Source organism: Pirellulales bacterium, from assembly GCA_019694455.1.
Classification (GTDB): Bacteria; Planctomycetota; Planctomycetia; order Pirellulales; family JAEUIK01; genus JAIBBY01.
In genome coordinates, this window is record JAIBBY010000018.1 from 1 (window position 1) to 24,147 (window position 24,147).

General features: G+C 62.8%; 22 protein-coding genes and 2 tRNA genes. 9 read left to right on the forward strand and 15 right to left on the reverse strand.

Translation table 11 applies throughout. The features are described 5' to 3' along the window. Window positions 1–947, reverse strand: a 947-nt coding sequence (locus K1X71_09220; protein MBX7073315.1) for a radical SAM protein, incomplete at its 3' end; no start/stop codon positions are given. A gap of 241 nt (window positions 948–1,188) precedes the next feature. Between K1X71_09220 and K1X71_09225 the strand changes: the two genes are divergently transcribed. Next, a complete protein-coding gene (locus K1X71_09225) occupies window positions 1,189–2,472 on the forward strand; it encodes a cysteine desulfurase (GenBank protein ID MBX7073316.1) in 1,284 nt (427 codons plus the stop codon). A gap of 12 nt (window positions 2,473–2,484) precedes the next feature. Here the strand turns inward: K1X71_09225 and K1X71_09230 are convergent, their stop codons facing one another. Together K1X71_09230 and K1X71_09235 are read right to left on the reverse strand one after the other, a co-directional pair. Continuing rightward, the gene (locus tag K1X71_09230) at window positions 2,485–2,739 is read right to left on the reverse strand and encodes a hypothetical protein (GenBank protein MBX7073317.1); all 255 of its coding nucleotides are present in this window, start codon (window positions 2,737–2,739) and stop codon (window positions 2,485–2,487) included. 67 nt (window positions 2,740–2,806) lie between these two features. After that, the gene (locus K1X71_09235; protein ID MBX7073318.1) at window positions 2,807–3,205 is read right to left on the reverse strand and encodes a DUF3293 domain-containing protein; all 399 of its coding nucleotides are present in this window, start codon (window positions 3,203–3,205) and stop codon (window positions 2,807–2,809) included. A gap of 173 nt (window positions 3,206–3,378) precedes the next feature. Here K1X71_09235 and K1X71_09240 point away from each other — a divergent pair, with 173 nt between their 5' ends. Then, window positions 3,379–4,065, forward strand: a complete 687-nt coding sequence (locus tag K1X71_09240) for a hypothetical protein (protein MBX7073319.1) — start codon at window positions 3,379–3,381, stop codon at window positions 4,063–4,065. A gap of 40 nt (window positions 4,066–4,105) precedes the next feature. Here K1X71_09240 and K1X71_09245 read toward each other — a convergent pair whose 3' ends face one another. The 5 genes from K1X71_09245 to K1X71_09265 form a co-directional block, all read right to left on the reverse strand. Then, window positions 4,106–4,339, reverse strand: coding sequence for a DUF4926 domain-containing protein (locus tag K1X71_09245; protein MBX7073320.1), 234 nt, complete (start codon window positions 4,337–4,339; stop codon window positions 4,106–4,108). 127 nt (window positions 4,340–4,466) lie between these two features. Further along, window positions 4,467–5,543 carry a hypothetical protein gene (locus K1X71_09250; GenBank protein MBX7073321.1) on the reverse strand — a complete coding sequence of 359 codons (1,077 nt, stop codon included), beginning with the start codon at window positions 5,541–5,543 and terminating at the stop codon, window positions 4,467–4,469. 130 nt (window positions 5,544–5,673) lie between these two features. Continuing rightward, window positions 5,674–5,747 (reverse strand) — tRNA-Arg (locus tag K1X71_09255). Window positions 5,748–5,865: 118 nt separating this feature from the next. Continuing rightward, window positions 5,866–6,054 (reverse strand): hypothetical protein, encoded by a 189-nt coding sequence (locus K1X71_09260; protein ID MBX7073322.1) that lies wholly within the window; start codon window positions 6,052–6,054, stop codon window positions 5,866–5,868. A gap of 100 nt (window positions 6,055–6,154) precedes the next feature. After that, window positions 6,155–6,784, reverse strand: coding sequence for a hypothetical protein (locus K1X71_09265; GenBank protein MBX7073323.1), 630 nt, complete (start codon window positions 6,782–6,784; stop codon window positions 6,155–6,157). A gap of 103 nt (window positions 6,785–6,887) precedes the next feature. Here K1X71_09265 and K1X71_09270 point away from each other — a divergent pair, with 103 nt between their 5' ends. Beyond that, window positions 6,888–8,243 (forward strand): hypothetical protein, encoded by a 1,356-nt coding sequence (locus K1X71_09270; protein ID MBX7073324.1) that lies wholly within the window; start codon window positions 6,888–6,890, stop codon window positions 8,241–8,243. On the opposite strand, the gene fabF is transcribed toward K1X71_09270, so the two are convergent. The 4 genes from fabF to K1X71_09290 all read right to left on the reverse strand — a co-directional run bounded on the left by fabF (window position 8,240) and on the right by K1X71_09290 (window position 11,213). Further along, window positions 8,240–9,529, reverse strand: coding sequence for a beta-ketoacyl-ACP synthase II (gene fabF, locus K1X71_09275; protein MBX7073325.1), 1,290 nt, complete (start codon window positions 9,527–9,529; stop codon window positions 8,240–8,242). The two genes, K1X71_09270 and fabF, sit on opposite strands and share 4 nt — an antisense overlap. A gap of 63 nt (window positions 9,530–9,592) precedes the next feature. Beyond that, the gene (locus K1X71_09280; protein ID MBX7073326.1) at window positions 9,593–10,111 is read right to left on the reverse strand and encodes a beta-hydroxyacyl-ACP dehydratase; all 519 of its coding nucleotides are present in this window, start codon (window positions 10,109–10,111) and stop codon (window positions 9,593–9,595) included. A gap of 25 nt (window positions 10,112–10,136) precedes the next feature. Then, window positions 10,137–10,526, reverse strand: a complete 390-nt coding sequence (locus K1X71_09285) for an acyl carrier protein (GenBank protein ID MBX7073327.1) — start codon at window positions 10,524–10,526, stop codon at window positions 10,137–10,139. 198 nt (window positions 10,527–10,724) lie between these two features. Beyond that, window positions 10,725–11,213: a beta-hydroxyacyl-ACP dehydratase gene (locus tag K1X71_09290; protein MBX7073328.1), complete on the reverse strand. Its 489-nt coding sequence runs from the start codon at window positions 11,211–11,213 to the stop codon at window positions 10,725–10,727. Window positions 11,214–11,641: 428 nt separating this feature from the next. Here K1X71_09290 and ptsP point away from each other — a divergent pair, with 428 nt between their 5' ends. Beyond that, entirely contained in the window at window positions 11,642–13,399 is a 1,758-nt protein-coding gene (gene ptsP / locus K1X71_09295; protein MBX7073329.1) for a phosphoenolpyruvate--protein phosphotransferase, read from the forward strand. Window positions 13,400–13,412: 13 nt separating this feature from the next. Here the strand turns inward: ptsP and K1X71_09300 are convergent, their stop codons facing one another. Then, complete coding sequence (locus tag K1X71_09300) at window positions 13,413–15,179, reverse strand: sigma-70 family RNA polymerase sigma factor (protein MBX7073330.1); 1,767 nt, start codon at window positions 15,177–15,179, stop codon at window positions 13,413–13,415. 503 nt (window positions 15,180–15,682) lie between these two features. Between K1X71_09300 and K1X71_09305 the strand changes: the two genes are divergently transcribed. Then, entirely contained in the window at window positions 15,683–17,329 is a 1,647-nt protein-coding gene (locus tag K1X71_09305) for an acyl-CoA carboxylase subunit beta (protein MBX7073331.1), read from the forward strand. 62 nt (window positions 17,330–17,391) lie between these two features. Here K1X71_09305 and K1X71_09310 read toward each other — a convergent pair whose 3' ends face one another. Further along, on the reverse strand, window positions 17,392–19,041 hold the full coding sequence (locus tag K1X71_09310; GenBank protein MBX7073332.1) for an FAD-dependent oxidoreductase: 1,650 nt from the start codon (window positions 19,039–19,041) through the stop codon (window positions 17,392–17,394). A gap of 395 nt (window positions 19,042–19,436) precedes the next feature. Further along, window positions 19,437–19,508 (reverse strand) — tRNA-Cys (locus K1X71_09315). A 329-nt stretch (window positions 19,509–19,837) separates the two neighbouring features. Between K1X71_09315 and K1X71_09320 the strand changes: the two genes are divergently transcribed. The 4 genes from K1X71_09320 to gnd all read left to right on the forward strand — a co-directional run bounded on the left by K1X71_09320 (window position 19,838) and on the right by gnd (window position 24,105). Continuing rightward, entirely contained in the window at window positions 19,838–20,185 is a 348-nt protein-coding gene (locus K1X71_09320) for a hypothetical protein (GenBank protein ID MBX7073333.1), read from the forward strand. 216 nt (window positions 20,186–20,401) lie between these two features. Then, a complete protein-coding gene (locus tag K1X71_09325; protein MBX7073334.1) occupies window positions 20,402–21,694 on the forward strand; it encodes a diphosphate--fructose-6-phosphate 1-phosphotransferase in 1,293 nt (430 codons plus the stop codon). Window positions 21,695–21,731: 37 nt separating this feature from the next. Further along, window positions 21,732–22,604 (forward strand): HAD hydrolase-like protein, encoded by an 873-nt coding sequence (locus tag K1X71_09330; protein ID MBX7073335.1) that lies wholly within the window; start codon window positions 21,732–21,734, stop codon window positions 22,602–22,604. Between the two features lie 58 nt (window positions 22,605–22,662). Then, window positions 22,663–24,105 (forward strand): decarboxylating NADP(+)-dependent phosphogluconate dehydrogenase, encoded by a 1,443-nt coding sequence (gene gnd / locus K1X71_09335; protein ID MBX7073336.1) that lies wholly within the window; start codon window positions 22,663–22,665, stop codon window positions 24,103–24,105. The last annotated feature ends 42 nt before the right edge of the window (window positions 24,106–24,147 follow it).

The following is a 24,147-nucleotide window of genomic DNA, read 5'->3' on the forward strand; positions in this document are numbered from 1 at the left end:
GCCTCGGCGAACGAAGTGGTGGTGAGGTCGCCCATGCTGAAGCGGCCGTCGTGGTCGAAGCAGCAGGCCGACAGCCGACCGTCAAACGTGATGTGCCCCTCGGTGAAGATCGACCAGCAAGGGATCGGTTCGCGCATGGCGTCGAGCCGGCCAGGGTTGCCGGCCACGGGGCGCGTGCCGCCGGCGCCCGCGGTCAGACCGGCCTGTCCATACAATGGCAGCCAGTAGTGCTCGTCGACGAATGGCTCGATCTGCGCGACCGCCTCTTGCATGCGGGTGAGTTGCTCGCCGTCGTAGCGGATGCTGGAGGCGTACAGACCGCAGCGGAAGCCTCCCTGCTCGCGCACGGCAAACGCGCCACGGATGTTGTCGATGATGGTGTGAAAGTCGCTCGCCTTGACGCGCGTGACTTCGTGGAACTGCTCGGGCGTGGCGCTGTTGAAGCTGAATTTGAGACTATCCAGCCCGGCGGCCATGCAGTCGCGAATGCGGTCGGGCGTGGCGAGCCGGCCGTTGGTGGTGAGGAAGACATACGGATAGCCGCACTCTTCTTTGGCGTAGCGAATGGCCTCTGGCAACCACGGACAGAGAAACGACTCGCCGAGATAAAAGACGCCTAGCTCCTCGACGCCGTCGTCGCGCATCTGGCGGACGATCTGCCGGTAGAAATCGAGATCGATATCGGCCTTGTTGCGCAGCCGTTTGGCGGTGGCGCAGAAGAAACAGTTCAGATCGCAGCGGGCCGTCAGCTCGATCTTTACGCTGCGCGGAATTGGCGGATCGACGCGGCGGTACTCAGGCGGAATGCGAGTGATGGCGTCGATGCGCGCGGTGATGCGCGAGCGAGGCCGGTCGCCCAAAGCCGGCGCTGTGCCGTCCAAGGGATTCGCTATCACCGGCAACGGGATCACGGTGGAAGAGACCTGGACGACGGGAGGGAGTGACATTCGCCGACCTCGGGCAACCAGACGCCTCGGTGGACCACCGGGGGTTCGGAGTTTGACCCCTGGCGGCTAAATAGGATAATTACATCCAAATTATCGGCCGCAAGTTGACGCGACTTCAATGATTTGCGCCAACTCGTGGGCTACTCACGATGAATCCGAGGTGTGCGAACTTTTCGCCGGGGCAGATTGGTAGGATGGGCAATGACGAGCAAGGCAAACCTGTGAGCGAGCGAACCACGACATGAGCCGCGATGCCGCATCGGCGCTGGACACCCCGCCGCTAGACACCACACGGATTCGCGCCGATTTTCCGATTCTGGCCACGCGAACCCCCAGCGGGGCGCCGCTGGCCTATCTGGATAGCGCCGCCACCACCCAGCATCCGCGGCAGGTGATTCAGACGGTCGCCGAGGTGTACGAGCAGTCGTACGCCAATGTCCACCGTGGCATTCATTGGCTGAGCGACCGGGTGACCGACCTGTTCGAGCAGGCCCGCGACAAGACGCAAAGCTTCATCCACGCGCCGGCGCGCGAGGAGGTGATTTTCACGCGCGGCGCCACCGAGTCGATCAACCTGGTGGCGCGCAGTTGGGGAGACGCGTTCCTGCAATCGGGCGATGAAATACTGCTCACCGAGTTGGAGCATCACGCCAACATTGTGCCGTGGCACGACGCGGCCGCGCGGACGGGGGCCACTGTGCGGTTTTGCCCGATCGCCGACGATGGCCGCTTGGACCGGGAGGCCTTCGATCGGCTGCTCACCGAGCGGACGCGGATGGTGGCGGTGACCGCTGTTTCGAACGTGCTGGGCACAATCAACCCGGTGGCCGAGATCGTGGCGCGTGCCCGCGCGGTGGGCGCGGCGACGTTGATCGACGTGGCGCAGAGCGCGCCGCACGAACCGCTGGATGTGCAACAGCTTGGCGCCGACTTTGTGGCCTTCAGCGGCCATAAGATGCTGGGGCCGTCGGGCGTGGGCGTGTTGTGGGGACGGGCGGAACTGCTCGACGCGATGCCGCCGTTTTTGGGGGGCGGCAACATGATTCGCCGCGTCACCACCGAAGGCTATATCCCGGCCGAGTTGCCAGCCAAATTCGAGGCGGGCACCCCACCGATCGCGCCGGTCATTGGGCTGGGCGCCGCGATCGATTATTTGAACGGCGTGGGCTTGGCCGCCATTGCCGCCCACGAACGCGCGCTGACGCGCCTGGCGCACGAGCGATTGAGTCAGATCGATGGGGTGCGCATCTTGGGCCCGGCGCCCGAGCACAAGGCGGGCATCATCGGCTTTGTGGTCGAGGGAGTGCATGCGCACGACGTGGCGCAGGTGCTAGATCAGCATGGCGTGGCGATCCGCGCGGGACACCACTGCGCGATGCCGTTGCACAAGCGGTTGGGGCTGGCGGCAACGGCCCGGGCGAGTTTTTACCTGTACAGCACGGCCGATGAAGTCGAGACGTTGGCGCAGGCGCTAGTGGCCGCGCGTGGCCTGTTTGCCAAACGCTCGAGCAAGGCCAGCGTGTGACGGCGGCGCCCGTCAGTCGCCGCGTTGATTGATCTGGTCCTGGTCGTGCGCCCAGGCCTTCCAGATCGCTTGCAACTCGTCGTCTGTCGGGTCGAGTTGCTGCCGCCGCGCCTCGGCGATGAACGCCGCGGCGCTCGTCAGATGCTCGGCATTGAACCTGCCGAAGATGACGATGTCTCCCTCCTCGGTGCGGATGCGATACACATCGAGCAGAAAGACCCCGGCAGCCTCGGGGTCGGGTCGCAAGCACAGTGGCGCGTCGTCCATGCGTCGTTCCCTTTCGTGTGGCGTTCGGCGCCGCGACATCTTACCAGACCATGCCGGTTGGCGATGGTCACTGGCCGCCGCCGGCATGCACCCGCTCGCGGAAGGGGCCGACGTCGACCAGTTCGGCCGGCCCCTGGCAATGGACGACCGACAACTGATCGCCCGCGACGTGATAGATGGCGTCTTGATGAAAGCGCGCGCCAAGCTGGCGGGCTTCGCTCAGGGAAATATCGGCGGCAAAGCTCGGTTCGGCGTGACCGGTGGCGGGAGAAAACCCAGTGACGCGGCAGTGCCAATGGCCACGGCTAGCCAGATCCGCTTGCAGGCGGCGGTCGGCCGCTTGATTTTCGGCGTCGGTCCACTGTTGGCCGGTGGTGGCATAGGCGGAGACGATGACGAACTGGTGGGGCCATTCCGGCTCGGCGCCGGGCAGACGAAACCGCGTTTGGAAATAGGCCGGGTGCATGAGGGGGGGGGAAGCAGAAACGGTCCGGAATCGACCTCACCAAAATACGTTTCTCAACTCGGCAGTTTTATCGCGTCCCTGCTCGCAGAGCGAGGCGTGACTTGACGGGCGGAGGCCACATTTTGGCCGTGGAATCCACGGTTGCGCGTTACGATGGCGGTTGGAGAAACCGCATGTCACGTAAACGGCTCTTCCTCATAATTGCCGGAATCAGCGCGCTCGCGGCGGCGCTGGTCGGTGGCATGCCGGTCATGGTTTGGGATGGCGGATTCGGGCAAGTCGAATACCAAATTCGGTTTGTCGACAGCGAAGGCGCCCCAATCCCTGGCGTCCAACTTCGCGTCGAGAACGAACAAGGCGCCAACTTCTTTCATTATCCGGTGACCGACTATGCGGAAGGCCGTGCGCCGGCTTCGGGCGACGACGGGGTGCTGACGTTTCACCATGTCGGCGGCGGACCAGAGTTTAGCGGGCGCTGCACGGAGTGGTTCGGCATTTGCTTTGGCGAATGCAATGCGCCGATATTCATCTGCCGATTCTTGCTGGATGGCAAAGAGGTCTATCGGTCGAAGTTCAATGACATGAACGCCAACGCGACCCAACAGCAAGTCCTCCGCGTATGGAACCACATGGATTGGCTGCCCGTCCGTCGCGAAGGAGAGACGATCATGGATGTGTATGTTCGAGAAAGTGACCATCGAGACAGGGACGATAACGGCGACGTGGACAGGGGCGAGCAGGCCGCGTTCCATGCCCTGGGGCCGCTCGTGGGAAGGGCCTGGAGCGTTGAGCGCGGAAGCGGCGTCGCCACCGAGAATCTGGAGTTCATGACCTATCAAGCGACCGTCGTTGTGAAGTGACAATGACCGCTTTGCCTCTGCGCGACAGGAGCAAAGGCGGCTAGCGAGCCGCCGCGTCCAATGCTCGCGCTTGGGCAATCTCTCGCTCGCCCAAGGGGCGCACCTGGCTGGCGGCCAGCGAAACGACGGCCAACGTCTCCCCCTTGAGGCTGGCAAACTCCACCTCGTAGCCCGCATCGCCGTGCAGCAAGACGACCGTGCCGACGTCGCCGCGTAGGAGGCCCAGCTCGCGCAGGTCGACCGTCAGCACCACGGTATCGAGTTCCTTAATCATTCCTTGGTTTCGCCATCGGGCCAAAGATCTCGAATCGGTCTCGTGACTGTCGCCCGGCATCCACGTCTGGCCGGCGCCTGCGTCGTCCGAAGAACGGAGTCGAGCGGATGTGCGGAGCTAGCAAGCGCTATGGGCGCGGCGATTGGGCCGGGCGCGGTTTGGAATACCAGCCACTGAGAGTTTGTTCGGCCGGCTTGCCGTATACGCAGAAGCTCGTGTCTCCCTGCGCTTGTTTTTTGTCGTAGAGCCGCGCAGGCCAATCCCACCAGCAGTAGCCCAAAAACCAGGGCTCGTTCCAAAACGAATTTAGCGCCGCCTCATAGTATCGGGCCTGCTCGGCGCCGTCGTACGGCAGTTGAGTCTGCTTCCAATCAGAGGGGAAAGCCGAGCAAGTGGCGGCACTGCGGACGCCGATTTCCATGAAGAGGATCGGCTTGCCGGCCTTCTCGCTCAAGGCGCGGAGAGTTTGACGAATCGGTCGCCAAGCGTTCAGCATGTGTTCGAGCGAGGTGTCGCGCCTGGCGCCGACCGGATAATACGCGCCAACGCCAATGATATCGAGCGCGTCGAGCCACTTGATGTTGCCAGCCAGACCGGTGTTCGCGTTGTAGACGATCGGGCCTTTGTAGACTTTTCGAACTGCGGTGATGACGCGCCGCCACTGTTGTTCGAATTTCACCGTGGAATACATTTCGCAGCCGACGCAAAACATTTCGCAGCGCGTGTCCGCGGCTATTTTGGCATAGTGGAGAAGAAAGCGTTCGTAGTTCGCCCACCAGCTTTCCCAATCGCGCTTGTCGGGGAAGTCGATCAATGCCCGCCAGACTCCGTTGCGGCAGTCGACGACCGGTTTGAGGATGATCTTGAACCGATGATTGCGGGCCAAGCGGATTGCCCGACGAAGCTCTCCATCGGTGATCATTTCTTTGTTGCGCGTGGAAAACAGTATTTCAGTGGAACGCTGAGTCTCCATGTGGCCCAAGAACGCCAGGGCGATCCACTCTGTTCCTGTTGCCGTCAGCTGCCGCAACGATTCGTTCGGCGCGGCGCCCAAATAATCGCCGCGTACGCCCGGCCAGCCCCAGGTATAACCTTTGACGAAGCCGGGAAGTTGGGGATTCTTTGGCGGATCGGCAGCGCCGGCCGCTACTTGCGCCGCAACGAGGCGCCCGCCAAGGACGGCCGCCGTGACGATGAGCCGCAAGCAGGTAGCCCATGACTGGCGAACTGGATCAGCGCTTTGAGCCAGCATTGGCAGATCGCAGAGTCCGACCGGTAGAAGCCGGCCGGGCCGTTGGAGTGAGGGGTCGCGATCCTCGGTAGGACGGGTGAAATACGCCCGGCAGGATTCGAACCTGCAACCCTCGGTTCCGAAGACCGATGCGCTATCCAATTGCGCCACGGGCGCTTGCGGGCCGCGGGGCCAGCAACGGGCGCCACGGCACAAAGCTCACTCAGGATAGCGGACAGCGCCCGCCGCCGACAAGTTGCCGCCGGCCCGGGTGAAGCCGGCGCTCTGCTGGCTGCTAGGCCGGGGGACGGCGCCGCCAGACCGAATAGGTGCCCCAATTTTGCGCGGAGACACGGTCGGGCACGGCCTGCTGGCGGAGCGCTAGTTGCTGCTCGCGCAACTGGCGCCGCCGCTCCAGTTCGCCCACCTGGCGCTCCAGCGACGACTGGCTGAAACCGGGAGCGGTCGAATCGCTGCGATCCATCGGTGCTCTTCTTTGCGGAAAAAGTCGCGCGAGACAACCCCGCGCATGTCGCTAGAGGTATCTAACCCACTGGCGCGGAGAGTCAAAAAAGTTTCGCCAGTTATCTGCCAGCGGCGTCATTTCCCGGCGGTATCGAAGCCCACACTGGCGCGGTAGATTGAATAACAAATACCGATGCGGTCCGGGGGTGCCGAGTGGAACAGGTTTCTTTCCGTCGTCCGCAAATCAGCCTGCGGGGACTTTTTTGGCTGGTCGTATTGTTCGGCGCGACCTTTGGCCTCTTTCGTTGGTTGGGGAGTGATACGCGCGCGGCGACGATCACCTTTCTGGCAATGGTCATGCCGGCATGCATCGCGATGGAGCGCGCTTGCACACCGCAGGCAGCGCGCGGCGTGCGACCAACAGCGCGCTCTGCGGTGATCGCCGCGGCGCTCATCGTCGTCGCAAGTGCGCTGCCTGCCGCAATCGGCGTTGCCGTTTTGTCACTGGAAATCGTCTTTCCACTCATTTGGGTGGTCGCGATGTCGCTGTTTGACTTGAATGAAATCTGGGCAATCATCGCGATCGGGATTTCAGCAACCGTTGTCACGTCCGCTTTTCTCGTCACACGGCGTTGGCCGGGGCCAATTCCCTTGCGGGCGCCGATCTTGTTGGCGATATGTGCGCTGTTGTGCTTGGTGTACTGCGCAATTGACGCCACTTCCGCGATTAGCGAGGCGGGATGGGGCAAGTCACTTACGCTGTGGGCAGGCAACTTCGTGGCCGTCTTACTATTGGCGATCTTTTGGTGGCGTCATCGAAACAGGGCCACGCGATTTCAGGCTTTGGCGCTGATGACCTTATTCAACTGCTGGCTGGTTGGCCTGGCATTTCCGGTGCTGGGCGGATTGATGGTCGACGAGTTTTTTCAGTTCGATTTTTCCGGGATGTTTCAAGGCGGCCCAGCGCCGCGCGTCGATCGCGAAGGTTGGAGAAAGCTGCGGAAAGGCATGTCCAAGGCCGAAGTCGAACGCCTCTTGGGCAGTCGTGGCAACGTGGCTACCCTTGGCGCGATCCAACACGCCGATGGGACCACGTCGGCTGAGTTTGAAGTTTGGCAATATGAGTGGTATGGCCCCGGCTTCATCTTTCGCCCAGACGACCGTTCGTATGTTGTGTGGTTTGATGCAACCGACACAGTCTCGCGATTCCGCCCGCCGCTCTATGAGCAGGAACCGGATGATCTTGCGCTGACAGTCGAAACTGTCGCGACTCTGTCGACGAGTATGCTTGCTCCTGCCGACGGTACGTTTCGAGCGGTCGCCATGCGGTTACCGTGGGTCTATGTGTTGGATCGGAGTGGCCACCTCTGGGTGTTTCGTGTCGATCCCGCCGACGTGGACCTCCCACCAAATTTGGAGCGCAGGATCGAACTTGCCGGCGATGGCCACGACATCCAAATTCTGGGCGACACGCTGTTGTTGACTTCACATGGCAAGCTGGTCGCCTATTCGCTGCAACGCCCGGACGAGCCACGATTGTTGGGACTCTTTGGAAGGGATGAGCCCCGCGTGAGAGTAAGTCGCGCCATCGTGCTTGCGGGGAGCCGAATTTTCTTGTTATGCGACGGCGCGGTCGACAGTTTTGATTGTTCGATCCCCAGTCATCCGCGGCTATTGGGATCGATGCAGACAGACGCGACCAATTGCACTGGTTGCGCAAGTGGAGCACGGTTGTATGTCGGCGAGACGCCAAACGACAATAGCGATCGCGCCGGAATCGCGATCTACGATGCGACGCATCCTGAGAAACTGATCAGAAGTGGCTTTGTCCCGCTTGAAGACAGTCCGTACCACCTCTTTACGCCAACTGAGAACCGTCTGTTGGTGCTGGTTGATCGGTGGCGCACAGCGGACGCCTTGCTATTAGACGTCAGCGATTCGAAAAGCCCCGCGATCATCAAAACATTCGATAGAGCGGGTGGCCGGGGCGCCGCAATGGTCCGTCATCAGGGAGAACAGTATCTGATCACAAACGGCGGCGTCTTTCGCATTGCCGGCGACCGTCTCAAGCGCTGCGGCGACTTTGAGCCAAATATCTTCACTCTGGACGGCTCTCCGTATCGAGGCGCCGGCGAGGGCAATTACGCCGCAATCGTCGGAAACAACCAATGCGTATTGTTGCGGCTCGAAGCAGAGGCAGCGCCCTAGCCCGTGAAGCGGGAGACGGCGAGGGTGATGTTTTGCCCGCCAAAGCCAAAGCTGTTCGACAGCGCGTGATCGCAGCGCGCCGGTCGCGGTTGGTTGGGGATGTAGTCGAGGTCGCAGTCGGGGTCGGGCGTTTCGAGATTGATCGTCGGCGGCAGCACATTGTCGCGGATCGCCATCAGGCAAAGGATCAGTTCGGTGGCGCCGGCGGCGGCGATCAGGTGCCCCATCATGCTCTTGGTGCTGGAGACGGGGGTTTGATACGCCTGGTCGCCGAGCGCCCGCTTGATGGCGAGCGATTCCACCTTGTCGTTGACCGACGTGCTGGTGCCGTGCGCGTTGATGTAGTGCACGTCCCCAGGATTGAGCCCCGCGTCTTCCAAGGCCAGCGAAATGCAGCGGGCGGCGCCGCGCCCCTCGGGGTGGATGTCGGTGATGCGAAAGGCGTCGGCGGTCGAGCCGTAGCCGGTGATCTCGCCATAGATCTTGGCGTCGCGGGCGCGGGCGTGGTCGAGTTCTTCCAGAATGAGCATGGCGGCGCCTTCGCCAATCACGAAGCCGTCGCGGTGGCGATCGAACGGGCGACTGGCCTTGGCCGGCTCGTCGTTGCGGGTGGAGAGAGCGCCCAGCAGGTTGAAGCCGGTGATGCCGAAGGGATGGATCATGCTGTGCGCGCCGCCGGAGAGCATCAGGTCGGCGTCGCCGCGGCGAATCATCTCGCACGCCTCGCCAAGGGCCTGGCTGCTGGCGGCGCATGCGGTCAGGCAGTTGGCGTTGGGGCCCTGCGCGCCGAGGATCGCGGCCAGATGGCTGGACGGCATGTTCGGCTCTTGCTCCAGCTCGAACAACGGATCGAGCTGTTCCAGGCCCACCTTGGTGAACCGGGCGATGTTCAACTCTGGGCCATCGAGCGCGGCCACCATCATGTTGGTGAAGCGTTCGAAATCTTGCTGTCCTTCGCCGCTGCCGAGATAGACGCCAAAGCGGGTCGGGTCGGACAAGGTGTCTGGCAACCCCGAGTCGGCATAGGCCTTTTTGGCGGCGCCGACGGCAAACTGCGTATGCCGGCTGCGGAGGCGCCAGGTGTTCGGGTCTTCGCCCACGTCGGAGACGTCCCAGTCTTTGACCTCGGCGGCGATCTTGGTGGGAAAGTTGCTGGCGTCGAACAGGGTCATGGGGCCGACGCCCGACTCGCCGGCGAGCACGCGGCGCCACACATCGTCGACCTCGCTGCCGAGCGGGGTGACGCAACCGATGCCGGTGATGACAACGCGTCGTCGCATGACGATGTTCCCTGTGCTATGGGGCTTCCACGGTTATCGGCGCTCTCGGCGTCACGCGCCCCCGCGCGGCTAGCCGCGAGCGCGTAGCGCGGCGACGCCCGGCGGATCGGGGATGCCGGTGGTTCCGCGACCCACGTCGAAGACGCCGAGCAGCTTCATGGTGAAGACAAAGCTCTGGGGATCGAAAAATTCGGCCGATTGCTGATCGCCGGCCAAGTTGGCGAAGACGATCTCGGCCTCCGTTTGCAGCCGCTCTCCAACGTGCGCGGTGGCGGCGACGCGGGCGCCCTCGGCGCTGGCCGATTCGAGCGTGGCGGTATAAGTGAGCGTGTCTCCCGGCACGACCGGAAAGTGAAAAGCCACGCGCGGCACCTTGGCCAGAATGACCTTGTCTTGAAAGCCGCGCGCCTCGCCGACCAGGATGCCCCCGGTTTGCGCGAGCCCCTCCAAGATGAGCGACGCCGGCATCATGGGAAAGCCGTGGAAGTGGTCGTGCAAATGCTCTTCGGCCAGACTCACGTTTTTGATCGCCCGCGCGCGCTGACCGCTTTCGAACTCAATGAACCGGTCGATCCAAATCCAGCGCATGGCGGGTGACTTGCGAGTGAGATGGTTAGGCGTTGACCTTGCTGGCGATGTACCTGGTCACCATGCCGACGGTGAACAGGTTGCCGAATTCGCGGGCCACCGGGTTGGCGGCGAAGGCGTCGATATCGGCGAACGGCATGCGCTTGCGCAGTTCGGTGATGCCGGCGGTGGTGAACTTGCCGTCCTTCACGTACTGCTCGTCGGTCATGAGCCCTTCGGGGAACAACTCGCCGCGCGGAATCTTGATGTTGAACGCCTTTTCGAGGCGGAAGACGATGTCGAGAAAGTCGATCGATTCGGCGCCCAGGTCGCCAGTGAGCGTGGCTTCGGGAGTCACCTCGTCGTCATCGACGCCGAGGGCATCGACCAGGGACGACTTGATCTTGTCGTAGATTTCTTCCTGTGTGGCGGGCATGTTTGGTTCAAACCTCCTGATCCAATGTTCGACGGCCGCTTGAAGGACGCCTGGCGTGTATGGTTGCTGGCGCACCGCGCGCAAGAACTGTGACGGCAATTAGTTTTATGATCGGCTTTTTTGTCAGTGGGTCGGTAAGCGTGTTTGGTATCGGCAGAAATTGGATTGTGCTTGCGCCAGCGGCGCCAGCGCGGCGCGTCATGGGGCGGAGGCCAGCGGCGCGCGGCGCAATTGGGCAAACTGACTCTTGAGATCTTCGATCATCACGGTGTCGTTGTCGGCCTTGGCGGGATCGGTGTCGGCAAGGTTGTAGCGAACCAGTGTCAAGCGGGCGGAAACCGTGCTCTGATCGCCGACCAGGCCTTGCGTCTTGAGACGCGTCTGGCGGTCGTCCTGATCGATGATCTCGGCCGAGATGCGCAGCGTCTGGCCAGGTTCGACAAAGCTGCCGTACTTGATGTTGCGCGCCTCCTGGAGGACCACGATGCTATGCCGAAAATCTTCGGTCGCGCGGATCAGCCAAGCGCTGGCCTGGGTCATGGCCTCCAGCATGAGCACGCCCGGCATGACTGGAAAGCCGGGAAAATGGTCGGCCAGGTACTCTTCCGCGAGCGAAAGATTTTTAACGGCGACAATTCGACTGCCGAGCTCCAGCTCCAGAACTCGATCGATGAGCGCAAATCGCATGCTCGAAAGCGGGCCAAAACTCGCCAGTTGGCGCAGGTGTCAAACGCGTGAACAGAGACGCAAAATATAACGGGTTCGCCCATTTGCCTCAACCGCTAAAGTCCAACAGCGCAAGGGATAACAAGATCGGCAGCGGTCTAAGCGCCCAACTACTCGCAAGTGTCCGGCTGGCATTTGCGCAGGAGTCAATCGGGTCCGGTTCTGGCAACACGGCCGGCAGGCGATCCCATGCGCAAATCTTACAAACTAGACAACTTACGCTGCGCGGTGATGGCCAGATCTCCTCGGCCGCCGGCGTAATGGTAAATTGAGGGCGGCGCTGCCATATCGACTGTGCCGCGCCGGCTGCCCGCATAATGCTGCCACAGAGTCGCCAGGCGCTAATCCAGCAACCGTCCCCAGTAGGTCGGCCGCAAAGAATGCAGAACATGCGCAAAGGGATTGCGGTTTCGCCCGGCGTGGCAGTCGGCATTGCCTACTGCGTGGACGACATCTACGTCCGCGACCGCGAACCGCTGGCCCGATCGCAGATTTACGAGGAGCTGAAGCGGTACGACGAGGGGTGCGAAAAGACGGCGCTCGACCTGCACGCTTTGCATCAAAAGGTCGCCACGCAAGTCGGGCAATCGGAAGCGGCGATCTTTCAGATGCACGAAACGATCCTGCGCGATCCGGCCTTCACCGGCAAAGTGCGCAATTGGATCGCCAAAGAAGCGATGTCGGCGCCGGCGGCGCTGCGGCGACTGTTGGCCGAGTACACCAATTTGTTTCGCCGCACCGAGGACGAGTACCTGCGCGAACGGCTGACCGACGTGCGCGACGTGATCTTGCGATTGAGCGCGCATGTTTCGGAGGCGCTACGGCCCGATTCCAAGGAACTGGCCGGGCCGGTCGTGCTAATCGCCAACGAACTGTTGCCGTCGCACGCGGTGACCTTGGGCGACCACGAAGTGGTGGGCATCGTCACCCAAACCGGGGGCCGCACCAGCCACGCGGCGATCTTGGCCCGCGGACGCGGCGTGCCGGCGGTGTCGGGCGTGCGCGGCGTGTTGCGCGCACTGCGCAACGGCGACACGGTGGTGGTCGACGGCCGCGACGGGCATGTGATTATCAATCCCGATTCGGAAACGGCGAGCGCCTACCGCAAGCTGCAGCGCGAGTTTGTCAATCTCAAGCATCATCTGGCGGCCAATCGAGAAAAGCCCGCCATCTCGGCCGATGGACAGCCAGTCGACTTGCTGGCCAATGTCAATCACGTGCTCGACGCCACCAGCGCGGTGCAGATGGGGGCGGCTGGCGTGGGGCTGTTTCGCACCGAGTATCTCTTTCTCACGCATGCCGACGTGCCCGACGAGGAGGAGCAGTACCAGGCGTATCGACAGGTGATCAACGCGGCGCCGCAGCGGCGCGTGACGATCCGCACGCTGGACCTGGGCGGAGACAAGACCATTCCGTATCTAGGGCACAGCCGCGAGGCGAATCCCTTCCTCGGTTGGCGGTCGATTCGGTTGTCGTTCGAGCATCCCGATTTTTTCAGCAAGCAATTGCGCGCCATCCTGCGCGCGGCGGCGCCAGAAAACGGAGAGTCGCAAGACGTGCGGATCATGTTTCCCATGATCACCACGCTGGAAGAGATGCGTCGTGTGCGGGGCATGGTCCGCCGCGCGCGCCGGGCGCTGGAATCCGAAGGCAAGCCAGCCGGCGAGTTGCCCATTGGCCTGATGATCGAAGTGCCGGCCGCCGCGATCTGCATTGAGTCGCTGTTGGAGGTGGTCGACTTTGTGTCGATCGGAACCAACGATCTGGTGCAATACCTGATGGCGGCCGACCGCGACAACCCCAAGGTGAATCATCTCTGTCAGCCGCTCAGCCCGGCGGTGCTGCGCGTGCTGCACGACGTGATTCGCGCTTGCGACCGGGTGGGCAAGCCGGTGACATTGTGCGGCGAGATGGCGGGCAACCCACGGGCGTTTTTGCTGCTCCACGGCATGGGGCTGCGCAGCTTCAGCATGAGCCCCGCCTTCATATCGACCATCAAGGACCTGGTGGGCCGACTGACGCGGAGCCAGACGAGCGAGATATTGCGGCACGCGTTGACGCTGAAGACCAGCGGTCAGATCGTGCGCTACACTGGCCAGCAACTGGCCAAGATCGCGCCCGAACTGACAAGCTGGGACAGCGGTTAGTCGGCGGACGGCGTTACTCGGCGGCCAAGGGGGGCACGTCGAGCAGGCTGTGCGTCAGCGTGATGTCGAACCCTTCGATAAAGCCCGACAGCTCGCGCGAGCGCACCGGATGTTGCAACTTGCGCACCGCTTTGGCCTCGATCTGGCGAACGCGTTCGCGCGTGACGGAGAAGATCTTGCCGACTTCTTCGAGCGTGTAGGAGTAGCCGTCGGCCAGGCCGTAGCGCAGGCGGAGGATTTCGCGTTCGCGATAATTGAGGCTGTCGAGCACTTGCTGGATGCGTTGCTTGAGATGCTCTTGATTGACGTCGTAGAGCGGATCTTCGTCGCGCTTATCCTCGACGAATTCGCCGAACGAGCTATCGTCGTTGTCGCCGACCGCCTGATCGAGCGACAGCGGATGCCGCGTCATCTTGAGCACGCAGCGGGCGTCGTCGAGCGACAGCCCGGTGGCCTCCGCGGTTTCCTCGACATTGGGCTCGCGCCCCTTGGTCTGCAAGAACTCGCGGGTGATGTTGCGCAGCTTGCTCATGGTTTCGATCATATGCACCGGCAAGCGGATGGTGCGGCTTTGATCGGCGATGGCGCGGGTGATGGCCTGTCGAATCCACCAGGTGGCGTAGGTGGAGAACTTGAAACCGCGCTTGTGCTCGAACTTGTCGACGGCGCGCATCAGGCCGGTGTTGCCCTCTTGGATCAAGTCCAAGAAGCTGAGGCCGCGATTGCGATAGCGCTTGGCGATGGAGACGACCAAGCGCAGGTTGCCCGCCGACAGCACGCGCTTGGCGGCGTCGTAGTTGTATTGCAACTCGCCGGTGCGCTCGACGCGCCGGTGCAAGGTGGTGCGGCTTTCGAGCGTGACCTTCATGAGGTAGCGCAGTTCGTGCCGCAGCACGTCGGCCTTGTCGAACTGTTGATCGAACTCGGCCTCATGAAGCTGTTCGAGCACCGAATCCATCCGCCGCGAGATTTCCTTGAGTTTGTCCAAGAGCGGCTGCAAGCGCTGGGTGCGCAGGCCAAGCTCTTCGACCAGGCGCACGGCTTTGTGCCGTCGCATGACCAGCCGGCGCCAGGCCGCGCGGCGTTCCGACCTGGTGGCGCGCCGCGACAACGAGGTGCGGAAGTCGACCTGGTTCTGCTGGAGCAGGTGATCGAGCGTCTTGAGATTGGGACCGAGCTTGGCCAGGATGCGGCGCTTGGCGCCCGCGTCGGTCACCGAGACCTCGATAGTGCGATCGAGCCGCAGTTCGCCATCGCGCACCTTACGGAGCAAGGTCACTGCGCCTTGCAGCACAAAGTCGTTGGCCAGGCTGGCATCGCGGTAGCGGCGACGCGTCTTTTCGATCTGCTTGGCGGCCGACACTTCTTCGTCGCGCGAGAGCAGCGCGATCTCGCCCATTTGCATCAGATAGATGCGTACCGGATCGTCGATCCGCGCGTCGGTTTCGGATTCGAGTTGGGCATCGCCATATTCGTCGGCACCATGGTGCTCGGCGGTGGTTTCTGGATCAAATTCGTCGTCAAAGTCGCTCGTCTCGCCACTGGCCACCACTGGTTCGTCTTCCAAGTCGCCGACCAATGAATCGGCGTACTTGACGGCGCCGCCCGATCGCCCAGCGGTTTTGGCCTTGGCCGGCTTGGCAGGCGCCGCGGAATGTTTGCTGGTGGCCAGATTCTTTCGCGTTGTTTTTCGCAAGGAGCAGCCCTTCTGATCGAGGTTCGATTCGCAAGCGTTTGGCTCGACTCGGTGAGGACTTTCGGAAAGCACGCTCGGCGCCATGACCTCGAAGGGGCAATGCTCAGTCTGGCTCAAGTAGTTGTCCTGCATGATGTTATGAATCCGGCGAGAGGTGACGTGACGGCTCAATCTCTGTTGGGTTGTTGACTGGCGGCAACATTCCCGCGTGTGGGGTGTTGCCACCAGTCAACGCGCCCTGGCATCCGTGGGGCCTATGGCTTGCCGAAGCGAACGCGGCAAATCGGTCGAAAGCGCCCATTCAGGGCTCTTGGGCCAACCTGCCGCGCCCCTGCGGCAACCGGATGTGGACAAATGGCAACACCGATGCCGAGCATCAAGAACCGTGCGCCCGACGAGCGATAACTGGCGAGAGGGAAGTGACTTATCGAATATTTCGCACCCTCGGCGAAAAAGGCCAGAGGCGTCTCAGACTGGGCATTTGTTCCAGAAGTGAGACAACGTCTACAAGAGGCGCTGTGCGTTGCTATCATGGCCGGCTGCCCTTTTCCCCTCCCGCCGCGACCGCCAGACACTTCCTGCCGCCTATGCCTTCCGCCCCCAAAACCGCCCCCGCTGCTGCCACTTCCACCCTGGCCGAAATGGCCCAAACCCTGGCGGCCGACGAGGCGCAACTCGCCCTCGGCGGCGGCAAAAAGGCGATTGATCGCCAGCACGAAAAGGGAAGGCTCACCGCCCATGAGCGGATCGAGCGGCTGATCGACCCCGGAACCAGCTTTTTTGAGCTTGGCATTTGGGCCGGGTGGCACATGTACGACGAGTGGGGCGGGGCTCCTGGGGCGGGCGTGGTGTGCGGCCTGGGAACCGTCGCCGGTCGGCGGCACATGATCATTGCCAACGACGCCACCGTGAAGGCGGGGGCGTTCTTTCCGGCGACCGCCAAGAAGGTGCTGCGCGCCCAGCGCATCGCCATGCACAACTACCTGCCGCTCATTTATCTGGTCGACTCGGCGGGCGTCTTTTTGCCGCTGCAAGAAGATGTCTTTCCCGACGAGGACGACTTTGGCCGCATCTTTCGCAACAACGCCGTGATCTCGGCGGCCGGTATTCCGCAAATCTCCGCCATCATGGGCAACTGCGTCGCCGGCGGCGGCTATTTGCCGGTGCTGTGCGACAAACTGCTGATGACCGAGGGCTCGGGCCTCTACCTGGCCGGGCCCGCGCTGGTGCGCAGCGCCATTGGTCAGCGCGTGTCGCACGAGGACCTGGGAGGCGCGGCGATGCACGCGCAGATCAGCGGCACCATCGACTATCGCGACCCCACCGACGAGGCGTGCCTGGAGCGGTTGCGGCGACTGGTGGCGCTGCTACGTCCCGACCCGGAGATGCCGCCCGAGCCATTTCACCGCGCGGCGGCGGTCGATGCCGCGCGGCCGGGGCGCGACATCTACGATCTGGTGTCGCCCGACCCGAGAAAGGACTACGAAATTCGCGACGTGCTCGACTGCGTGGTCGACGCCGGCAGCTTTGACGAATACAAGGCGGAGTATGGGCAGTCGATCGTCTGCGGCACGGCGCGGATCGGCGGCTTTCCGGTCGGCATCGTCGCCAACCAGCATCATCAGGTGCGGCCAGCCGAGGGGCCGATCCAGTTTGGTGGGGTCATCTACGTCGACAGCGCCGAAAAGGCGGCGCGGTTCGTGATGAACTGCAACCAGGATTGGCTGCCGATCCTCTTTGTGCAGGACGTGAACGGCTTCATGGTGGGCCGCGACAGCGAGCACGAGGGGATCATCAAGGCGGGCGCCAAACTGGTGAACGCCATCAGCAATTGCCGCGTGCCCAAGATCACGCTCATCACCGGCGGTAGTTTTGGGGCGGGCAACTACGCGCTGTGCGGTAAGGCGTTCGATCCGCGGTTCTTGTTCGCCTGGCCCTCGGCCCGCTGCGCCGTGATGGGTGGGGAGCAGGCCACCAGCACCTTGCTGGATGTGACCGTGAAAAGCCTGGAGCGGCAAGGGCACGCGGTCGACGCGGCCGAACTGGCCGAACTGCGCGACAAGGTGAAGTCGAGCTACGACCGGCAGATGGATGTGCGCTACGGCGCCGCGCGGGGCTGGGTGGACAAGATCATCGACCCGGCCGAGACGCGCCAGGCGCTAGTGGCCGCGCTGGAGGTGTCCACGCGCCACCCGCTCGACGAGCCGTTCAAGGTGGGTGTGTTTCAGGTGTGACGCGGACTGCGCGCGTACGAGGCTTGTGGCGGCCGAGAGGCGGAGTTGCACTGTCGCCCGCATTACCTGTCTGGCTCAAACAGGCGATACGTCTTGTATCCGCCACTCAGATTCACCACATCAAAGCCGCGTTGCCGCAGCAATCGAGTCGCCAGGTAGCCGCGCTGTCCAACCTGACAGTAGGCGACAATAGGGCGGTCTTTTGGCAACTCGCCGCTGCGCTGTCTAAGCTCATCGACAGGGAGATTGATTGCCCCGGGCAAATGACCCTCGGCAAACTCCTCAGCAGTGCGCACATCGAGCAAGTAGGGGCGCGCGCCGGGCGCGGCGGCCAGCACCGACTCGACATCGATTTGCGGATGATCTCCCCGCAATAGCCCGCTCGCCACAAAGCCGGCCATGTTGATTGGGTCTTTCGCCGATCCATATTGTGGCGCATAAGCAAGTTCCGCTTCCTCCAAGTCATAGACGGTCATGCCCGCCTGAATGGCGATGGCGAGCACGTCAATGCGCTTGTCGACGCCGTCGCCCCCCACGATCTGCGCGCCAAGCACTCGTCCGGTGTTGGGGTCGAATAGCAACTTGAGCGACATCGACTCCGCGCCGGGGTAGTAGGTGGCGTGATTGGCGGGGTGAATATAAATCTTGCCGTAAGAACGCTTGGCGCGACGGAGCGATTTCTCCGACGCTCCCGTAGCCGCGGCCGTGCGGTCGAATACGCGCACGATGGCCGTCGCCTGGGCGCCGCGAAAGCGCGATGGTCTGCCAAAGACGTGATCCGCGGCGATGCGCCCCTGACGATTGGCGGGACCAGCCAGCGGAATCTGCGCGGGATCGCCGATTACGAAGTCGGTGACTTCGACCGCGTCGCCGACCGCGTAAATGTCGGGATCGCTCGTCTGCATGTGTTCGTTGACGCGTATGCCGCCGCGAGCGCCGACCGCCAGGCCCGCGTCGACCGCGAGTTGGCTTTCTGGGCGCACGCCGACTCCAAGCACAATCAGATCGGCCTGGATCGCGCGACCCGATTTGAGACGCACCGCCATGCCGTCGCCGGATTGCTCGAAGGCCGCCGCGGATTCGCCGAGCAGCAGCGTCACGCCGGCATTGCGGAGGCATTGCACGATCGGCGTTGTCATTTCCTTGTCGAGTGGCGGCAGCACCTGATCTTGCAACTCGATGAGCGTTGTGGCGATGCCGCGTCGGGTCAGGTTTTCGACCAGTTCGAGGCCAATGAACCCCGCGCCAATCACTGCCGCCCTGCGGACGCCATCGTTCAGTCGTTTGGTAATGGCGTCCATATCTTGCAAATTGCGCAGCGTGAACACGCCGGACAAATCCAACCCCGGCAACGGCGGGCGGATTGGCGCCGCGCCCGGCGCAAGAATGAGCTTGTCGAATGGCTCCTCGTACGCGCGCTCGGTTGCCAGGTCGCGAACCCGCACGCGCTTGTTCTCGCGGTCGATCTCCTCAACCAACGAGAGTGGACGCACGTCGATTGCAAAGCGTTTGCGTAGGCGCTCCGGCGTCACAACGAGCAACTTGGCTCGATCAGTGATCTCCCCGCCGATGTAGTATGGCAGGCCGCAATTCGCGAACGAGACGTCGGGGCCTTTTTCGAACAGAACGATATCGGCCGATTCTGAGAGACGTCGCGCACGAGCCGCGGCCGAAGCGCCACCCGCCACTCCACCCACAATAAGCAGTCGCATGAGAGCCGCCTCCGTCGAACAGCAAGCGCCGCGTGTTGAGTCACAGGGCCGCCGTGATTTATTGTGTTGTTATATCGGAACATTCCGATATGTCAATGTGACCTCAGGCTGGAGAATGGCGACGGAAATGATCTACCGTTGGCCGTGACCGGCACTTTTGGAGAGGCGCCGGCGCCACAGATCGACCGGCCCGAGGGGGCGGAGAGTGCGAATCGAGGCGGCGCAGAAAACGCCGATTCTGTCTTGGCGTTTTGCTTGGCGCGAAACGGCGCAGATCGGAGCAATTTGGCGCCCTCTGGTGCAGTGAGGGAAGTGCCGATTGCCGAACTGGTCGAGAGCAAAAAGCAGCGGGAAAACTCGCGTTTTCCGGCTGTTTTGCGAGGAAAAAAAAGAAAAGGCGCCGGTGGGAGTCGAACCCACGATGGCGGATTTGCAATCCGCTGCCTTAGCCACTTGGCTACGGCGCCGATAAGGTCTTCAAACTAGGCAATTCTTGCGGATAGGGCAAGAGGAGCAATTGTAGCGACCATTCGGGTTGTACCTATTCCATCGGCAGTACACGGCTGCGGCTTGCGTCGTGACGGCGAAATCTTGGGCAAGCAGCGCGGATTTGATGGCTTGCTGGCGCCTTCGCCCCGTCGGGTCATGACTGCTGTGCCACCGGCGGTCGCGAATTTGAAGAGCCGACGCCGCGAGCACGATGAATGCAAGTAGGGCGCTTGCGCCCTGTCGAACTTGTCCCGCGCTCCGCCAGCGGCGGCGCGATGAACCCCAGGAGGCGACACGGATGGGCCTCATGCGATCGTTGACGTGGTTGTTGGACTTCTCCAAGCGGCGGCGCATTGCCGAAGCGGCGGCCGCCATCGCGCAGGCGAGTCAGAATCTGGTTTGGCAACGCGTCAGCGCGCGCTCCGCCACGATGCGAGCCAGCGAAGCGCGCGGCTACATTCGCGCCCGCGCCGCGCAGGTGATCTGGTCGCAAGTCGACCTGTATCTGGCCCACCAACGGGCGCTCGGCGCCGACTCGCGCGGCGAGCTGATCGATCTGGCGACCACCGAGACCTTGCACATGGTCGTCCGGCAATGGGTGCAGACCCGTCCGGGCGTTGCGCCTGCCCACGTCGCCACGCGCCGCGCGGCGTGATGCCTGGTCGGCGTCGCTGGGACGGCCTGGACAGCAACCGACGCTTGTTGGCGCGTTAGTTTCCCGCTGCGCCGGGAAGCTGCGCGCGACGGGGCCCGGCTTGCGGCAAGGTGTGCTGGCCATTGAGGTTTCGTCGCCGGCTCATTGCTGGCGATTGCGTCTGGCGTTACATTCGATGCGCAATCGAGTGGAGCGCCACGGACGCAAGCTAGCTACATGAGCCGTACACCGCGAAACATGGTGGTCGCCCAAAGCGGCGGTCCTAGCCCGGTCATTAACAACAGTTTGCGCGGCATCATCGAGGCCGCGCGCGATCTGCCGGAAATCGGCACGATTTATGGCGGGCGGCACGGCATCGAGGGGGTGCTCAAGGAGGAGCTGATTGACCTGACGGCGCAGCCCGCCGAGGAGATCTCGCTGCTGCGGGTCACGCCGGCCGCCGGTTCGATCGGCACCTGTCGCTACAAGCTCAAAGAGTCGCAGCGCGAAGATTTTGAGCGCGTCATCGAGGTGCTCAAGGCGCATCAGGTGGGCTACTTCCTGTACATCGGCGGCAACGACTCGATGGACACGGCCAACAAGATTGCTCACCTGGCTCAAGAGCGCGGCCTCGACTTAGTGGCGGTGGGCGTGCCCAAGACCATCGACAACGATGTGGGCGACAGCGAGTTTCGCCTGATCGACCACACGCCGGGCTACGGCTCGGTGGCGCGTTATTGGACGCACATGATCCAAAACGCGAACGAAGAGAACGCGGGCAGTTGCCCCGCCGATCCAGTGCTGGTGTTGCAGGCGATGGGGCGCCAGATTGGCTTTATCCCGGCGGCGGCGCGACTGGCCGACCCCGGGCGCGAGATGCCGCTGCTCATCTATCTGGCCGAGCGCGCGGTTCCGCTGGAAGCGGTCGCCGATCAGGTGAACGACCAACTGCGCCGGGCGGGGCGCGCCATCGTCGTGGTCAGCGAAGGGTTCAGCGTTGGCGCCTTGGGCGAGGTTAAAGACCGCTTTGGTCACACCATGTACGGCGCGAGCCAAACCACCGTGGCGCAGGTGTTGGTCAATTACCTGAACGAAGTCGGCCTCGCCGCCAAAGGCAAGGCGCGGGCCAACGTGCCGGGCACCGACCAGCGCCACAGCATGGCTTACGCGTCGACCGTCGATCTCGAAGAAGCGTATCGCAGCGGTCAAATGGCCGCGCTGCTCGCCGCGCGCGGCGAAAGCGGTTTCATGTCGACCATCCTCCGCCAGCCGGGCGAAATCTATGGCGTCTATTACGACAAAGTCCCACTGAACGAAGTCGCCAACAGCGAGCGGTCGTTCCCCGCGAATTGGATCAGCGAGTCGGGCGCCGACGTAACCGACGACTTTGTGCGCTACGCCCAACCGCTTATCGGCCAAGACATGTTGTCGCTGCCGATTATCGATGGACGACAACGCTTGGCGCGACTGGCGCCGATCTATGCCGACGCCAAGCTGCCTAAGTATGTTCCGCAGGCCGATCGCGCCTGACGCGCCGCCACTCATTCAACTTGTTTGACATTGCGACATGACATTTCAATTCACGCCGCGACATCAGTACCTGGTCGGCATCGATTCCGACGGCTGCGCCTTCGACACCATGGAGATCAAGCACAAAGAGTGCTTCATCCCCAACATCATCAATCACTATCACTTGCAGGCGGTGAGCAAATACGCCCGCGAGGCGGCGGAGTTTGTCAATCTGTACTCCAAGAGTCGCGGCATCAATCGTTTTCCGGGCCTGATCGAAACGCTCGACTGGCTCAGGCGCCGGCCCGAGGTGGTTGCCCGGGGGGCCAAGATTCCGCATCCGGCGGGTCTGGCCGACTGGCTCACGCGCGAAACTCGGCTCGGCAATCCGGCGCTCAAAGAGGCGGTGGAAGCGACCGGCGACCCCGATCTGATCCAAGCGCTTGGCTGGTCGCAGGCCGTCAATCAAGCGGTGGAAGAGATCGTGCGCGGCGTGCCGCCGTTTCCGTATGTGCGCGAGTGTCTGCACAAACTGGCGCCGCACGCCGATCTGCTGGTGATCTCGGCCACTCCGAACGAGGCGCTGCGCCGCGAGTGGGAAGAACACGATCTGGCGGGCCTGGTCGCCGGTATCTGCGGACAGGAAACGGGCAGCAAGAAAGAGACGCTGGCCGCGGCCAAGCAATATCCGCCGCATCACGCGCTGATGGTGGGCGACGCGCCTGGCGACTACGCGGCGGCCAAGGCCAACGCGGCGCTCTTCTTCCCGATCAACCCTGGCGCCGAGGACGCCAGTTGGCGACGCCTTTACGATGAAGGCATCGATCGATTTATCAGCGGAACATTCGCCGGCAAGTTTCAGGATGAACTGCTGGCCGAGTTCGACACCTATTTGCCTGAGCAGCCCCCTTGGCCGTTGACCACGGCTTAAGGCTGTTCAACCAGTTAGCCTGCCCGCGCGAGCGGACCTTTCCCAGCGGAAGAATGACATGGCAGAGCTTTGCGACATTGGCCTGATTGGCCTGGCGGTGATGGGCGAGAATCTGGTTCTCAATATCGAGAGCCGTGGATTTCGGGTGGCGGTCTTCAACCGCACCACCTCGAAAGTCGACGACTTTGTGGCGCAGCGCGCCGCCGGCAAGCAGATTGTGGGCTGCCATTCGATTGAAGAATTGGTGGGCCAGTTATCGCGCCCGCGCAAAGTGATGATGATGGTCAAGGCGGGGCCGGCGGTCGACCAATTGATCGATCAACTGCTGCCGCTCCTCTCGCCGGGCGATGTGCTGATCGATGGCGGCAACACCTACTATCTCGACACCGAACGGCGCGTGAAGCTGGTCGAGTCGAAGGGGTTGCTGTACGTCGGCACAGGAGTGTCGGGGGGAGAAGAAGGCGCGCTGTTGGGCCCCAGCATCATGCCCGGCGGCAGCGAAAAAGCGTGGCCGCTGGTGAAGCCGATCCTGCAGTCGATCGCCGCCAAGGTGGGCGCGAACAACGATATTCCATGCTGCGAGTGGATCGGTCCCGGCGGCGCGGGGCACTATGTCAAGATGGTCCACAACGGCATCGAATATGGCGACATGCAGTTGATCTGCGAGGCGTACGCCTTGCTCGGCAAGGGCCTGGGGCTCTCCAACGCTGAGCTATACGACGTGTTCGCCACCTGGAACCGCGGCGAGTTGGACAGCTACCTGATCGAGATCACGCGCGACATCTTCAGCGCCAAAGATCCGGAAACCGGCGCCTACCTGGTCGACATGATTCTGGACGAGGCCGGCAGCAAAGGGACCGGCAAATGGATGAGCCAACTGGCCCTCGATCTGGGCGTGCCGACCACGCTGATCACCGAGGCGGTGTACGCGCGGTATCTCTCGGCGCTCAAAGAGGCGCGGGTCCGCGCCAGCCAGGTGCTGACCGGTCCCAGTGGCAAATACTCGGGCGACCGGGCGAAATTCATCGAGTCGATCCGGCACGCGCTGTACGCCTCGAAGATCGTCAGCTACGCGCAAGGGTTCTTTCAGATGCAGGCGGCCGCGGCCGAGCATGGCTGGCCGCTCAAGTTCGGCGAGATTGCCTTGCTGTGGCGCGGTGGCTGCATCATTCGCGCGCGCTTCTTGGAGCGCATCAAAGAGGCGTTCGACCGCGATCCCAAGCTGGAGAACCTGCTGCTCGCGCCGTACTTCCGCGACGCCATCGAGAAGGCGCAATCCTCTTGGCGGCATGTGGTGATGCAGGCGATCGAACTGGGCATTGCGGCGCCGGCCTTCACCGCAGCCATCAGCTATTTTGACGGCTATCGCTCGGCAAGGCTGCCCGCCAACTTGCTGCAAGCGCAGCGCGACTATTTTGGGGCGCACACCTATCGGCGCGTCGACCGCGAGGGAGTGTTCCACTCCGAGTGGCTCGACCTGCGCCGCAAACCGAGCGAGTGACGACTGGTGGCGCATAACCAACCGAGCGAGTATCTCGACGAA